Origin of the sequence: Streptomyces sp. NPDC006733, assembly GCF_040636125.1 — a bacterium.
GTDB lineage: Bacteria > Actinomycetota > Actinomycetes > Streptomycetales > Streptomycetaceae > Actinacidiphila.
On the sequence record NZ_JBEYJD010000016.1, the window covers coordinates 110,587 to 123,772 of the forward strand.

The 13,186-nt window shown below is 72.7% G+C and carries 9 protein-coding genes; 2 read left to right on the forward strand and 7 right to left on the reverse strand.

Translation table 11 applies throughout. The features are described 5' to 3' along the window. Positions 1-176: 176 nt before the first annotated feature. Positions 177-1,463 carry a PspC domain-containing protein gene (locus ABZ721_RS16530; RefSeq protein ID WP_358789312.1) on the forward strand — a complete coding sequence of 429 codons (1,287 nt, stop codon included), beginning with the start codon at positions 177-179 and terminating at the stop codon, positions 1,461-1,463. Positions 1,464-1,582: 119 nt separating this feature from the next. Here ABZ721_RS16530 and ABZ721_RS16535 read toward each other — a convergent pair whose 3' ends face one another. The 3 genes from ABZ721_RS16535 to guaA form a co-directional block, all read right to left on the reverse strand. Next, positions 1,583-2,128: a DoxX family membrane protein gene (locus ABZ721_RS16535; protein WP_358789313.1), complete on the reverse strand. Its 546-nt coding sequence runs from the start codon at positions 2,126-2,128 to the stop codon at positions 1,583-1,585. A 107-nt stretch (positions 2,129-2,235) separates the two neighbouring features. Further along, on the reverse strand, positions 2,236-3,054 hold the full coding sequence (locus ABZ721_RS16540; protein ID WP_358789314.1) for a class II aldolase/adducin family protein: 819 nt from the start codon (positions 3,052-3,054) through the stop codon (positions 2,236-2,238). Positions 3,055-3,181: 127 nt separating this feature from the next. Next, entirely contained in the window at positions 3,182-4,777 is a 1,596-nt protein-coding gene (gene guaA, locus ABZ721_RS16545; protein WP_358789315.1) for a glutamine-hydrolyzing GMP synthase, read from the reverse strand. Positions 4,778-5,086: 309 nt separating this feature from the next. Between guaA and ABZ721_RS16550 the strand changes: the two genes are divergently transcribed. After that, entirely contained in the window at positions 5,087-5,413 is a 327-nt protein-coding gene (locus ABZ721_RS16550; protein WP_358789316.1) for a chorismate mutase, read from the forward strand. A gap of 375 nt (positions 5,414-5,788) precedes the next feature. Here ABZ721_RS16550 and ABZ721_RS16555 read toward each other — a convergent pair whose 3' ends face one another. The 4 genes from ABZ721_RS16555 to ABZ721_RS16570 form a co-directional block, all read right to left on the reverse strand. Then, positions 5,789-7,576: a GMC family oxidoreductase gene (locus ABZ721_RS16555; protein ID WP_358789317.1), complete on the reverse strand. Its 1,788-nt coding sequence runs from the start codon at positions 7,574-7,576 to the stop codon at positions 5,789-5,791. A 60-nt stretch (positions 7,577-7,636) separates the two neighbouring features. After that, complete coding sequence (locus tag ABZ721_RS16560; RefSeq protein WP_358789318.1) at positions 7,637-9,247, reverse strand: succinic semialdehyde dehydrogenase; 1,611 nt, start codon at positions 9,245-9,247, stop codon at positions 7,637-7,639. A gap of 134 nt (positions 9,248-9,381) precedes the next feature. Continuing rightward, on the reverse strand, positions 9,382-11,025 hold the full coding sequence (locus tag ABZ721_RS16565) for a serine/threonine-protein kinase (protein ID WP_358789319.1): 1,644 nt from the start codon (positions 11,023-11,025) through the stop codon (positions 9,382-9,384). A gap of 105 nt (positions 11,026-11,130) precedes the next feature. After that, the gene (locus ABZ721_RS16570) at positions 11,131-13,071 is read right to left on the reverse strand and encodes a protein tyrosine kinase (protein ID WP_358789320.1); all 1,941 of its coding nucleotides are present in this window, start codon (positions 13,069-13,071) and stop codon (positions 11,131-11,133) included. Between the last annotated feature and the right edge of the window lie 115 nt (positions 13,072-13,186).

Consider the following 13,186-nt stretch of genomic DNA (forward strand, 5'->3'; position numbering starts at 1 on the left):
CACACGCCGGGGCCGCCCGGGGCATCAGGGTTCCTCCCCGAGGTCACCCTGACGGGCACCCCCGTCCAGCAGGGGACCTGGGGCCCGGTCGGGACCGGTCCCCTGAGGGGAGGCTCAGGGGTCGGCCAGGGTTGCACCTGGTGCCGCCGGGCGGCACGGGCCGCCACCATGGGGGTATGACGCAGGACAGCAGGCCGGCCTTCGAGGCCGAGGCCGACGCCACTCCGGAACCCCCGGCCCGGCGCCGCATCGTCCGCAGCCGCCGCAAGGTGGTCGCGGGGGTGTGCGACGGCGCGGGCCGCTACTTCGAGCTGGATCCGGTGATCTTCCGGATCGTGCTGGCCGTGCTCTCGCTCACCGGCGGCATCGGCCTGATCGTGTACGGCATGGCCTGGCTGGTGATCCCCCAGGAGGGCGAGGACCAGAGCGAGGCGCACCGGCTGCTGTCGGGCCGGGTCGAGGGGACGGCGCTGACCGCCGTGCTCGTCGCGCTGGTCGGCTGCGGCCTGTACGCGTCGATGCTCGGCAACGGCACCGACCAGGGGTTCTCGATCCTGCTGCTAGCCGCCGTCGTGGGCGCCGTGTACTGGTCGCAGCAGCGCCGCCGGGCCCAGGCCGACGGCGAGGCGGACGCGGTGGCGGCCGGACCGGCCGCCGACGCCCCGCCCGCGGCGCAGGCGCCCCCGAGCCCGGTGACCCCGTCGTGGTGGCGCGATCCGCTGACCAAGGACTTCTCGGCCGGCGTGAGCAGCTCCACGGGCTACCTGTGGGGGCCGGACGACGGCCCGTACGAGAAGCCGGACCGCAAGGCCTGGCGGGCCCGCAAGGCCGCCGTCCGGCGCGAGTCGTCCTGGCTGGGCGTGCTGGCGTTCTTCGTGGCGCTGCTCGCGGGCGCGATCGGTACGGCGGCGGCCTGGCACGGGCACCCGCTGGGCACCGCCCTGGAGGTCGGGCTGGCGTCCGCGCTGGCCGTCTTCGGCCTGGCCTTCGTCATCAGTGCCTGGACCGGCCGGGCCAGGGGCGGTACGGCCACCTGGGCCGTGCTGACGATCGCGCTGCTGGTGGGGGCCGCCGCGGTCCCCAAGTCGATGACCACCGACTGGGCGTCCACGCAGTGGCGGCCGGTGACCGTCTCCGACCTCCAGGCGGGCTACGAGCAGGGCAGCGGGCACGGTCTGCTCGACCTGACCGCGCTGCCGCTCGGCGGCAAGACCGTCACGACCCGGCTGGAGGTCGGCGCGGGGCGGGCGGAGATCCGGCTGCCGAGGAACGCCACCGTGCGGCTCGACTACGACATGGGCTTCGGCGAGGTGCAGCTGCCGGGCACGGTCAATGACGGGGTGCGCCTGAAGTCGGACGCGCACAGCCGGGTGGTCTTCCAGCCGGACGCGGGCGTCCCGTCGGCCGGCACGATCGAACTCAGCGTCGAGGTCGGCGCGGGTCAGCTGAGGGTGGTCCGATGAAGCGGCACGGTTTCGAGCCCGGGTCCCTCGTGATGGGGCTGGTACTGCTGGGCGTGGCGGCGGTGTTCCTGGTGGACGCCGCCGGTGGCTGGGACCACTCCCGGCGGACGACGGTCGGCCTAGTGGCGGGCGGTCTGGCTTTCGCCGCGGTGGCGTCGGTGGTCACCCGGCTGGTCCGACGGGGGCGGCGGGGCGACGGCGGGCCTGCGGCGTGAGGCGATGACGCCGTCGAGGGAGAGCAGCGGGGTCCCGGCGAGGATCAGCGGCAGCCAGGCCATCAGGTACACCAGGTCGTTGCCGTAGTAGTACGGGTCGGTGGCCCAGCTGACCGTCAGCCACAGGCTGAGCGAGATCGCCGCGCCGCCCAGCGCGGCGATCCGGCCGAACAGCCCGAGGAGCGTGCCGATGCCGACGGCCAGCTCGCCGAGGGCGATGGCGTAGCCGAAGCTGTGCGGCGACTTCAGCGCGAGGTCGACCATCGCCGGGATCGCCGCGCTGTCGCGCACCGCGTGCAGGGTGCCGACCAGCGATCCCGGCGCGGCGTCGTCGAGGAACACCGAGCTGGTGAGCTTGTCGATCGCCGCGTAGACGAAGGTGACGCCGAGGAAGATCCGCAGCGGCACGAGCGCGTAGCGCGACGCGGTCTCCCGCCAGGTTCCGAGCATGGTGTCCCGCCTCTCAGGCCGTACGCGTCCCCCGAGGATGGAAACGATTCTGCACGTACGACTCTCTCATCGGGGGATACGTGCGGCCCGGCGATTTGTCTCACCGGCTAGCCGAAGAGATCCGGTTCGCCGCGCGAGATCTGCTGGTAGAGCGGCTGGTAGTTGATCCACGCGACGAGGTCGTTGCCCAGCTGGCCCCGGGTGTGGACGGCGCTCTCGTGGTCGATCAGCACCGGCTTCCCGGCCGCGCGGGCCGTCAGCTGCACCTGGCAGGAGCGCTCCATCGTGATGAACCACCACGCGGCCGCGTCGACCGAGTCGCCGACCGTCAGCAGCCCGTGGTTGCGCAGGATGACGGCCTTGTGCGGGCCGAGCGCCTCCGCGATGCGGCGGCCCTCCTCCTCGTCGACCACGACGCCGGTGTAGTCGTCGAACAGGGCGTGGTCCTCGTAGAAGGCGCAGACGTCCTGGGTGATCGGGTCCAGCAGCTCTCCGAGCGACGACAGCGCCCGCCCGTACGTCGAGTGGCTGTGCGCGGCGGCGACCACGTCGGGGCGCGCCTGGTGGACCTGGGAGTGGATCGCGAAGGCCGCCTGGTTGACGTGGAAGCGGCCCTCCACGACCTGGCCCGCGTGGTTGACCAGGATCAGGTCGCTGACCGTGATGAGCTTGAAGCTCATCCCGAACGGGTTGACCCAGAAGTGGTCGGTGAACTCCGGGTCGCGGGCCGTGATGTGCCCGGCCACGCCCTCCTCGAAGCCGAACCGCCCGAACAGCCGCAACGCGGCCACCAACCGCTCCTTGCGGTGCTGCCGCTCCTCCTCGGGGGTGGCGAAGGTCTGCGGCAGCGCGAAGTGCAGCTGCTCGGTGGGTATCGGCTGCGGCGGCGTGCGCCCTTGCGCGGGCTGCGGGAGAGAATCGGCCATGGAGCGGAAGCTACCGCGCGGTAGGCCAGAAGAACAGAGTGCGGTGGGCCTTCACCGGGAACGACGGCGCCGCCGCTCACGGTGGTGGGCGGCGGCGTCGACGATCATGAAGTGGGCCGGGAGGGCGTCACTCCCATTCGATGGTGCCCGGGGGCTTGCTCGTCACGTCCAGGACGACGCGGTTGACGTCCGCGACCTCGTTCGTGATGCGGGTGGAGATCTTGGCGAGCACGTCGTACGGCAGGCGCGACCAGTCGGCGGTCATGGCGTCCTCGGAGGAGACCGGGCGCAGCACGATCGGGTGGCCGTAGGTGCGGCCGTCGCCCTGGACGCCGACCGAGCGGACGTCGGCGAGCAGGACGACCGGGCACTGCCAGATCTCCCGGTCGAGACCGGCCGCGGTCAGCTCCTCGCGGGCGATGAAGTCCGCCTCGCGCAGCAGGTCCAGGCGCTCCTTGGTGACCTCGCCGACGATGCGGATGCCGAGGCCGGGGCCGGGGAACGGCTGGCGCTGGACGATCTCCTCCGGCAGGCCCAGCTCCTGGCCGACCATCCGGACCTCGTCCTTGAACAGCTGGCGCAACGGCTCGATCAGCTCGAACTCGATGTCGTCCGGGAGCCCGCCCACGTTGTGGTGCGACTTGATGTTGGCGGTGCCGGTGCCGCCGCCGGACTCCACGATGTCCGGGTACAGGGTGCCCTGTACCAGGAAGGCGACGTCCTCGCCGGCCGCGCCCGCCTCGGCGACGAGCTCGGCCTGGGCCTGCTCGAAGACGCGGATGAACTCGCGGCCGATGATCTTCCGCTTGGTCTCCGGGTCGCTGACGCCGGCGAGCGCGGTCAGGAAGCGCTCCTCGGCGTCGACCACCTTCAGCTGGACGCCGGTGGCGGCGACGAAGTCCTTCTCGACCTGCTCGGACTCGCCCTTGCGCTGGAGGCCGTGGTCGACGTACACGCAGGTCAGCTGGGAGCCGATGGCCTTCTGCACGATGGCCGCGGCCACCGACGAGTCCACGCCGCCGGAGAGCCCGCAGATCGCGCGCTTGGTGCCGACCTGGGCGCGGATCGCCGCGACCTGCTCCTCGACGACGTTCGTGGTCGTCCACTCCGGCGCGATGCCCGCGCCGCGGTACAGGAAGTGCTCCAGGATCTGCTGGCCGTGCGTGGAGTGCAGCACCTCGGGGTGGTACTGGACGCCGTAGAGCTTGCGCGCGTCGTCCTCGAAGGCGGCGACGGGCACCACGTCCGTGGAGGCGGTGACGGTGAAGCCGCTCGGGGCCGCCGAGCACGCGTCGCCGTGCGACATCCACACCGACTGCTCGGTGGGGGTGCCCTCGAAGAGCGTCGAGCCCGGCTTGCTGACGGTCAGCGCGGTGCGGCCGTACTCGCGGGCACCGTTGTCGTCCACCGTGCCGCCGAGCGCGACCGCCATCAGCTGGAAGCCGTAGCACATGCCGAAGACCGGGATCCCGGCCTCGAAGATCGCCTTGTCGAGCGAGGGGGCGCCCTCGGCGTAGACGGAGGAGGGGCCGCCGGAGAGGATGATCGCCTTCGGGTTCTTCGCGAGCATCTCGTCCACCGGCATGGTGCTGGGGACGATCTCGCTGTAGACCCGGGCCTCGCGGACGCGACGGGCGATGAGCTGGGCGTACTGCGCTCCGAAGTCCACTACCAGGACAACGTCCGGGGTGAGCTCGGGGGCGGCTGGGGTCGCTGATGCCACGGGCGGCCTTCCGGCGTTGTGTACGAGGGGTCGGAGCTCGATTCTACCGTTCCTCCAGGGGCGCTCCCCCGTCTCACCATCCGGGCGCCGGCTGGCTGCCGGGCGTGCCCGTGGCCATACTGGTCCGCATGTCCTCGAGCACGCACTCCGCGATCTTCGCGTTTACCTATGGCACCGGCTGGTCCGGCTGCCATGGTCGTGCTGCTTGAGCAACTGACAAGCGACTTCCCCGGCGCCCCGGACCTTTCGGTCCGGGGCGTCCGTCGTCTCCGGGCCGGTGCGGGGCCTCACACCACAGGAGACACGACGATGAGCGACACCACAGCAGCGGTCATCACGGCGCCGGCGCCGTCCACCCCCGCGCCCGCCGGGACCGGAGCGCGGACGGACGAGGCGGTGGCCCTCATCACGGGGGCGCGCGGCCGGATCGACGATCTCGACACCCGGATCATCGCGCTGGTCACCGAACGGATGGCCGTCTCGGCGGAGATCCAGCGGGCCCGGATCGCGTCGGGCGGGCGGCGGGTGAACCTCTCCCGCGAGATGGAGGTGCTGAACCACTTCAGCGACGAGCTGGGCAAGCCCGGTACGACCCTCGCGATGACCCTGCTGGAGTTGTGCCGCGGCCGCGTGTGACGTTTCTGCTGACGTACCCGACCGTCCCCCGTTCGGGCGGCGTCACCCGTACGACACGTGACCGGCCCGGGCTCCTTTCGTTGGTCCAGGTGTCCGTGCCAGCCAGGGGCGGTCGACCACAACCACGCGTGGACAGACAGGATGCCGCCCAGACGCAGCTGGGCGGGGTGTCACTGCGGAGCGATGAGGCCTGCCCGTTCGTGCGGCAGGCCGTGGGACCTCGCTCCGTGCTCCGTGGCCGAAGGGCAGGGGACAGCCGGACGGTCACAACTCCAAAGAGGCGGTCGGATCCCAGGACGCTGGAATCCGGCCGCTCTGCGGAACCACACTGCGAACCACTCTGCGAAAACCCTAGTACACCCTGCGTGACATCCGTCAGACCGCCTTGGGCGGGATCGGCGGGACGGGCAGCAGCGGCAGCCGGAGGGCCGCGAACGCCTCCTCCGGGACGGCCGGGGTCCGCGGCTGGACCGCGGAGAGACGCACGTACGCCTCGCCCTGGGCGGGACGCGCGTCCTCGTCCCCGTTGTTGGGCCAGAACGACATCGCCCGCTCGGCCTGGGCGGTGATCGTCAGCGAGGGGTTCACCCCGAGGTTGGCGGAGACGGCGGCGCCGTCCACCACATGGATGCCCGGGTGCCCGTAGAGCCGGTGGTACGGGTCGATCACGCCGTGCTCGGCGTCCTCACCGATGGCGCAGCCGCCGAGGAAGTGCGCGGTGAGCGGCGTCCCCATCAGCTCGCCCACGTTGCTGCCGGCGAAGCCGTTGATCTCCTCGGCGATGAGCCGGGCCGCCTCGGCGCCCTCGGGGAGGTAGACCGGGTTGGGCGCCCCGTGTCCCTGCTTGGCGGTGAGCAGTCCCTTGCCCAGGCCCTTGGGCTTGCGGTACGTGGTCAGCGAGTTGTCCAGCGACTGCATGACCAGGCCGATGATGGTCCGCTCCGACCAGCGGCGGTTGGACAGCGACCGGAGCGTGAGCAGCGGGTGGCGCGCGCAGGCAGCCGCGAAGGCGAGCGCCTTGGGGGCGCGGGTGCCGTGCGGGACCTGGAGGATCGTCAGGGCGCCCATGGAGTTGGAGCCCTTGCCGTAGCGGACCGGCTCGATGTGGGTGTTGGCGTCGGGGTGGATCGAGGACGTGATCGCGACGCCCTTGGTGAAGTCGACCTCCGGCACGCCGTGCGCCTTGCGGTAGCGGCGGTTGTCGGTCTGGGCGCCGACCAGCGCCTCGGAGTTGGTGCGGGTCAGTTCGCCGAGCCGCGCCGAGATGCCGGGCAGCTCGCCCGCGTCGCGCATCGAGTGCAGCAGCGTCTGCGTGCCGTACGTGCCGGCCGCGACGACGATCTGCCGGGCCCGCAGCACCTGCCGCTTGCCCTTGCGCTTCCGGTCGGTGGGCGCGGTCGCGACGCGGTAGCCGCCGGTGGGGTCCTCGGAGAGGCCGACGACGGTCGTCATGGGGTGGATGACGGCGCCGGCCTTCTCGGCGAGGTGCAGGTAGTTCTCGTTGAGGGTGTTCTTGGCGCCGTGCCGGCAGCCGGTCATGCACTCCCCGCACTCGGTGCAGGCGCGCCGCGAGGGCCCGGCGCCGCCGAAGTACGGGTCGGCGACCTCGCCGCCCGGCTCGGCCTTCGCCTCGCCGTCGGCGTCCTGGCCGTCCCCGAAGAAGACGCCGACCGGCGCCATGTGGAACGTGTCGCCGACGCCCATCTTCTCGGCGGCGGCCTTCAGGTGCACGTCCGAGGGGGTGAGCGTCGGGTTGAGCCGGACGCCGAGCATGCGCTGGGCCTGGTCGTAGTACGGCTTCAGCTCCGCCTGCCAATCGGTGATGTGGCCCCACTGGCGGTCGTCGAAGAAGGCCTTCGGCGGCACGTACAGGGTGTTGGCGTAGTTCAGCGATCCGCCGCCGACGCCCGCGCCCGCCAGCACCAGCACGTTGTTCAGCAGGTGGATGCGCTGGATGCCGTACAGGCCGAGCGACGGCGCCCAGAGGAAGTTGCGGATGTCCCAGGAGTTCTTGGGCAGCGTCTCGCGCGTGTACCGGCGCCCGGCTTCGAGTACGCCGACGCGGTATCCCTTCTCCGTCAGGCGCAGCGCGGACACCGATCCGCCGAAGCCGGAGCCGATGACGATGACGTCGTAGTCGTAGCCGGGCAGGTCACGCGACACAGGTTCCTCCGTAGCGGATGTTGCCTTCGAACTGCCTGCAGGAAATGGGGCCCGCGCGGGTCAGCGCAGCCGGAACACCTTCATCGCGCGCAGCGAGCGGCTCATGAAGGCCGCGTACTTCTCGTCGTCCATGCCCATCGACGGCGCCATCGGCAGCAGCCGCTGCGTCGCGACGGTCTGCGCCTCGGTGAACTTGAGGATGCCCTCGGAGCCGTGCCGGCGGCCGAGGCCCGAGTCCTTCATGCCGCCCATCGGGGCCCGGACGCTGCCGTACGCGGGGGCGTACCCCTCGTTGACGTTGACGGTCCCGGAGCGCAGCCGGGCGGCGATGCGCCCGCCGCGGCGGGTGTCCTTGGTCCAGACGCTGGAGTTGAGGCCGTACGGGGTCGCGTTGGCGCGCTCCACGGCCTCGTCCTCGTCGCGGAAGCGGTAGACGGAGACGACGGGCCCGAAGGTCTCCTCGGTGCAGACCGACATCGGCGCCTCGACCCCGTCCAGGATCGTCGGCTCGTAGACGTACGGGCCGATGTCCGGGCGGGCCTGCCCGCCGGTGAGGACGGTGGCGCCCTTGGAGCGGGCCTCGTCCACGTGCCGGCTGACGGTCTCCAGCTGGCGCTCCCCGGCCAGCGATCCCATGCCGGCGCCGAAGGCGAGGGACGTGCCGAGCTTGAGCGCCCTGGTGCGGGCGGTGAACTTCTCCACGAAGGCGTCGGCGACGGACTCGTCCACGAAGAGCCGCTCGATGGAGACGCAGAGCTGGCCGGCGGAGGCGAAGCAGGCGCGGACGGCGCCTTCGGCGGCCTTGTCCAGGTCGGCGTCGCGCAGCACGAGCATGGCGTTCTTGCCGCCGAGTTCGAGGGAGACGCCGATCAGCCGGCCGGCGGCGCGCTGGGCGACCTCGCGGCCGGTGCGGGTGGAGCCGGTGAAGGAGACGTAGTCGGCGTGCTCGACCAGGGCCGGGCCGACGACCGGGCCGTCGCCGATCACGATCTGCCACACGTCGGCGGGGAGGCCGGCCTCGATGAGCTGCTCGCGGGCCCACAGGGCGGTGAGCGCGGTCTCGGTGTCGGGCTTCATGACGACGGCGTTGCCCGCGGCGAAGGCGGGCAGCGCGTCGCCGACCGACAGCTCGAAGGGGTAGTTCCAGGGGGCGATCTGCCCGACGACACCGCGCGGCTGGCGCAGCTCGACCACCTTCGTCAGGACCGGGACGGCGCCGCCGTGGCCCTTGGGCCGAAGGTACGCGGGGGCGCGGCGCCCGTAGTGGCGCGCGGACATGACGACGGCCTGGACCTCTTCGTGCGCGTGCAGCCGGGCCTTGCCGGTCTCCAGCTGGATGAGGTCCAGGACCTCGCTCTGCCGGCTGAGCACCAGGTCGTGGAAGCGCAGCAGCACGGCGGCGCGCTGCCGGACGGGCGTGGCCGCCCAGGCGTGCTGCGCTGCGCGGGCCCGCTCGAAGGCGGTCGCGACCTCGTCCGGGGTGGCCTGCGGGAGGTCGGCCAGCTTCTCGCCGGTGGACGGGGTGTGGTTGCTGGTGCGGCCGCTGCCGATGACGCCGCGCGTCAGCCGCGCGACGAGGTCCGGGGTGACGACGTCCTGGGCTCCTCTGGCGGTGGTGGGTGCCGCCGGGTTGCCGTCGATGGGGCGCGTGGTGCCGAGCGAGTCCGTCATAGCGGCGAGATTACGGCTGATGCGCGCCGCTGGGTACCCATCAGTAGCTACTTTTCACCTGACGAGCACAATTAAGCCAGTAATCGCTGGCATGATCTTGATCTGCGCAGCTCAGCGGGGCCGAACTCGGGAGTTCAGCGCGGGGTGAACGTGTTCACCGCCGTGTCGAAGATGTGCCGGCCCTCCTCGGACTTCTTCACCGGCGACGAGACCCACATGTCGTACTGCCGCCCGTTCTCGATCCAGCACAGGTCGAAGGTGCGGCGCGCGCCGCCGCCCGGGTAGCCGTCCCAGGTGAACTCCCACAGCGCGGCCGGGCCGCCGTCCTTCGTCGTCTCGGTGACGAAGCCGTCCCGGTACCCCTTGTACGCGCCCGCGCCGGCGCGGTGCTGCGCGGTCATCACCGCTATCGGGCCCTTCGGGTCCGGCGGATCGCTGCGGACACCGAACCGGAACTCCTGACCCGGCGAGTAGTAGAAGACCCGCGGCGGGACGACCGACCGGTCGAAGCCGGTGGGGAGCACCACCGAGAAGCCCGAGGTGTCCTTGACGGTACGGAACCCGGCCGGGACGGGGCTGGGGGCGGGGGTGGTGGGCGCGGTGGCGGTGGTGGGCGGGGACGACGTGGCCGGCTTGCCCGGCGCGGCCGACGAGGGCTGCGGCCGCACGGCGGCGCTGCCGGTGCCGCCGTCGCCGGCGTTCATCGTCAGCACGGCCGCGGTCACGCCGCCGCCGAGGACCAGGGCGAGCAGCGCCCCCACCAGCACGCCCCTGCGGGACCTGCGGGCCGCGGGAGGCGCGACGGGGAACGGGGAGGGGGTCAGCGGCGGGGTCGGGTCGTCGACCGGCCGCGGGGCGGGCTCCGGCGGGACCACGGTGTCCTGGGTGACGGTCGGGACGTGTCCGGTGTCCCCCGCCTCGCCGGTCTCGGCGTACGTGCTCAGCCACCGCTCCGCCGCCACCGCGCCCATCCGGCGGCCGGTGTCGCGCTCCAGCAGCGCGGTGACGACCGGCAGCAGCGGGCCCACGCTGGCGGGCGGGCGGATCTCGTCGAAGACGACGGCGTGCAGCACCCCGCCTATCGAGTCGCGGCGGAACGGCGAGTGCCCGTCGACGGACGCGCACAGCAGCACCCCCACCGACCACAGGTCGGACTCCGGCCCGGCCGTCGCCCCCGACATCCGCTCCGGCGAGGTGTACTCGGGCGAGCCGACGAAGACCCCCGTCTCGGTCAGCGTGATGCTCCCCGACACCCGCGCGATCCCGAAGTCGGTGAGCACGACCCGGCCGGTCTCCCGCTCGATCAGGACGTTGGCGGGCTTGATGTCCCGGTGCAGCACCCCGCGTTCGTGGGCGGCGTGCAGCGCGCCCGCCACGGCCGCGCCGATCCTGGCCGCCTCGCGCGGCTCCACCGGACCGTCCTTGGCGAGCACGTCGGCGAGCGAGCGGCCGTCGATCAGCTCCATCACTATCCACGGGCGGCCGTCCTGCTCGACCACGTCGTGCAGGACCACCACGTGCGGATGCCGGATCTGCGCCACGCTGCGGGCCTCGCGCAGCGCGCGGTCCCGGTACAGCTGCTGCTCGCCGTCGGACAGGCCCTCGTCGAAGTGCAGCTCCTTGACCGCGACCTGCCGGTCCAGCAGCTCGTCGGTCGCCCGCCACACGGTGCCCATACCGCCGCGCCCCAGCCGCCCGGTGATCCGGTACCGGCCGGCGACGGGTCCCGGGAGCCCGGACATGTAAGGGGACGCCCCGTGTCCCCCGTCGCTCGCCATGGATCCCATCATGCCGCACGGACCCGCGACCGGACCGCGCACCGTCAGGTCACCGAAACCGCTGCGGCGATCGCCCTTCCGCCCACAGGTCGTCCGAGCGGGCGGTCAGTCCTTCGGGCGGTACGTTTCCGCTGCCTTGTCGAAGATGCGCTGGACGTCGGCGCGCTGGCTGTCCGGGCCGATGACCAGGACCAGGTGGTACTTGCCGTCCTGGAGCAGGGCGAGGTTGCGGGCGTAGACCTGGTGGCCGCCCGCGTCGCGCCAGCTGTACTCGCCCTCGGCGGCGGGCGATCCGTTCACGTCGAGCGTCCGCAGCGCGCCGGCCGAGGCCCACTGCGAGGCGCGGAACGCGGCCAGCTCGGGTTCGTTCGCCTGGTACGCCATCGGGTCGCTGCCCGCGTCGGAGGCCGGGTCGCGGCCGGGGACCACGATCAGCTGGAAGTCGCCGCCGGTGTAGCGGATCTGGTCCTGGGCGTTCTTGCCCTGCCGCTGCCAGCCGGTGTGCACGGCGATCGTGAAGCCCGCGTCGTCCGTGCGCAGCGCGAAGTCGCCGCCGAGGTCGGTGGCCGGCTGCGCGCTCGTCGCCGGGGGCTGCTTGCTGGGCGGCGGCGCCGCGGACGTCGGGGCGGTGCTCGGCGCGGTGGTGGGGGCCTTGGCGGTGGTCTTGTCGTCGGAGCCGGAGCCCGGCATCCGGGCCGGGACCGTCCGGTTGGCCGGGCCGGCTCCGCTGCCGTCGTCGGTGGTGTTGCGCGGCATCATCACCAGCGCGTACGCCACCACGGCGACCAGCAGGAGCAGCACGAGGATCAGCAGCCGGGCGCCCAGGCTGCGCGGGCCGCGCTGCTTCCCCGCCTTCGCGGCCTTCGGCGCCTTCGTGCGGCCCTGCCGCGCGGGGGCGACCCGGGCGTGCCGCCGGTGGGTGGTGCCGGACAGCCCCTCGGCGGAGGCGGCCGCCGCGGCCCTGCGGCGGCGGACCAGCTCGCCCCTGCGCCGCACGATCGGCAGCTTGCGCGGGTCCGTGGGGACCGGCACCGTGCGCAGCCCCAGGTCGGGCTCGGGCGCGGAGCGGATCAAGGAGCGCAGCCAGCCCTCCAGTTCGTCGAAGTCCGGGCGCTCCTCGGGGTCCGGGCGCAGCAGCGACTCGACGATGGGCCGCAGCGGCCCGCTCTCCTCGGCGAAGGCGGCCGGTTCCGCGCAGACCAGCTGGACGAGCTCGGGCGCGCTCTCCTCGGGGTAGGGCGGGTGGCCCTGGACGCTGCGGAAGAGCAGCGAGCCCAGCGCCCACAGGTCGGCCGCCGGGCCGACGGGCGGGGCGAGCTGCCAGTTCTCGTGGACGGGGGTGGCCTGCTCCGGCGCCCAGCGCTCGGTGACCGGCCCGACGACGGTGATCCGGGCCTGCCGGGCCCGCTCCTGCTCCAGCGTGGTGTCGGGTCCGCCCCAGCCCGCGGCGTTCCCCCCGGCCATCACCTCCGCCGGGACCGGGTCGTAGCCGCACAGCGCCTCCTGCGCGGCACCGGCCGCCAGGCCGGACAGCATCGCGCGGCCGTCGTCGCAGACCAGGACCGTGCTGGCGGTGACGTTGCGGTGGGTCCAGCCGTAGGCGTGCAGGACACGCAGCGCGACCAGCACGTCGGAGGCGATCTCCGCGGCGCGGTAGTGGCCGAGCCGCTTGTCGACCAGTAAGGACGCGAGCGGCCGGGCGTTGACCAGCTCGCTGGCGATCCACAGGCTGCCGTCCTCGATGAAGATGTCGAAGACCTGCACCAGGCGCGGGTGATCGGGTATCGCGGCGGCGGCGCGTGCGGCGTCCAGCGCCCGCTGCGCGCTGTCGCTCGTACGGTCCGGGCCGTGGCCCAGCGGATCGCCGTACGGCCCGGCGCTGATCAGTTCCGCGCTGACGACCTCCGGCAGCAACACCTGGCGGACCAGCACCTCCTGGCCGCTGTACGTGTCGAAGGCGCGCGTTTCGACCAGTTCGTACTCGTCCGCGGGAGGCCGGGGCAGGCGATAGCGGTCGGCGAGCACGCGACCCGCGTATTCGTCCACGACGCCTCCCCAAAAGCGTCAGATCCGGTCCGGACCGGATGCAATCTGGATGCGGACAGTCCGCCGTCTTTCACGATACGTGCCCGGGGCATGCCCCGTGACCCGCTCCACACAG

Coding starts and splice junctions, on each gene's coding strand:
- ABZ721_RS16565 (WP_358789319.1), bottom strand. CDS start 11,025: ATGGCGAGCGACGGGGGACACGGGGCGTCCCCTTACATGTCCGGGCTC.
- ABZ721_RS16560 (WP_358789318.1), bottom strand. CDS start 9,247: ATGACGGACTCGCTCGGCACCACGCGCCCCATCGACGGCAACCCGGCG.
- ABZ721_RS16550 (WP_358789316.1), top strand. CDS start 5,087: ATGAGCGACACCACAGCAGCGGTCATCACGGCGCCGGCGCCGTCCACC.
- ABZ721_RS16540 (WP_358789314.1), bottom strand. CDS start 3,054: ATGGCCGATTCTCTCCCGCAGCCCGCGCAAGGGCGCACGCCGCCGCAG.
- ABZ721_RS16535 (WP_358789313.1), bottom strand. CDS start 2,128: ATGCTCGGAACCTGGCGGGAGACCGCGTCGCGCTACGCGCTCGTGCCG.
- ABZ721_RS16530 (WP_358789312.1), top strand. CDS start 177: ATGACGCAGGACAGCAGGCCGGCCTTCGAGGCCGAGGCCGACGCCACT.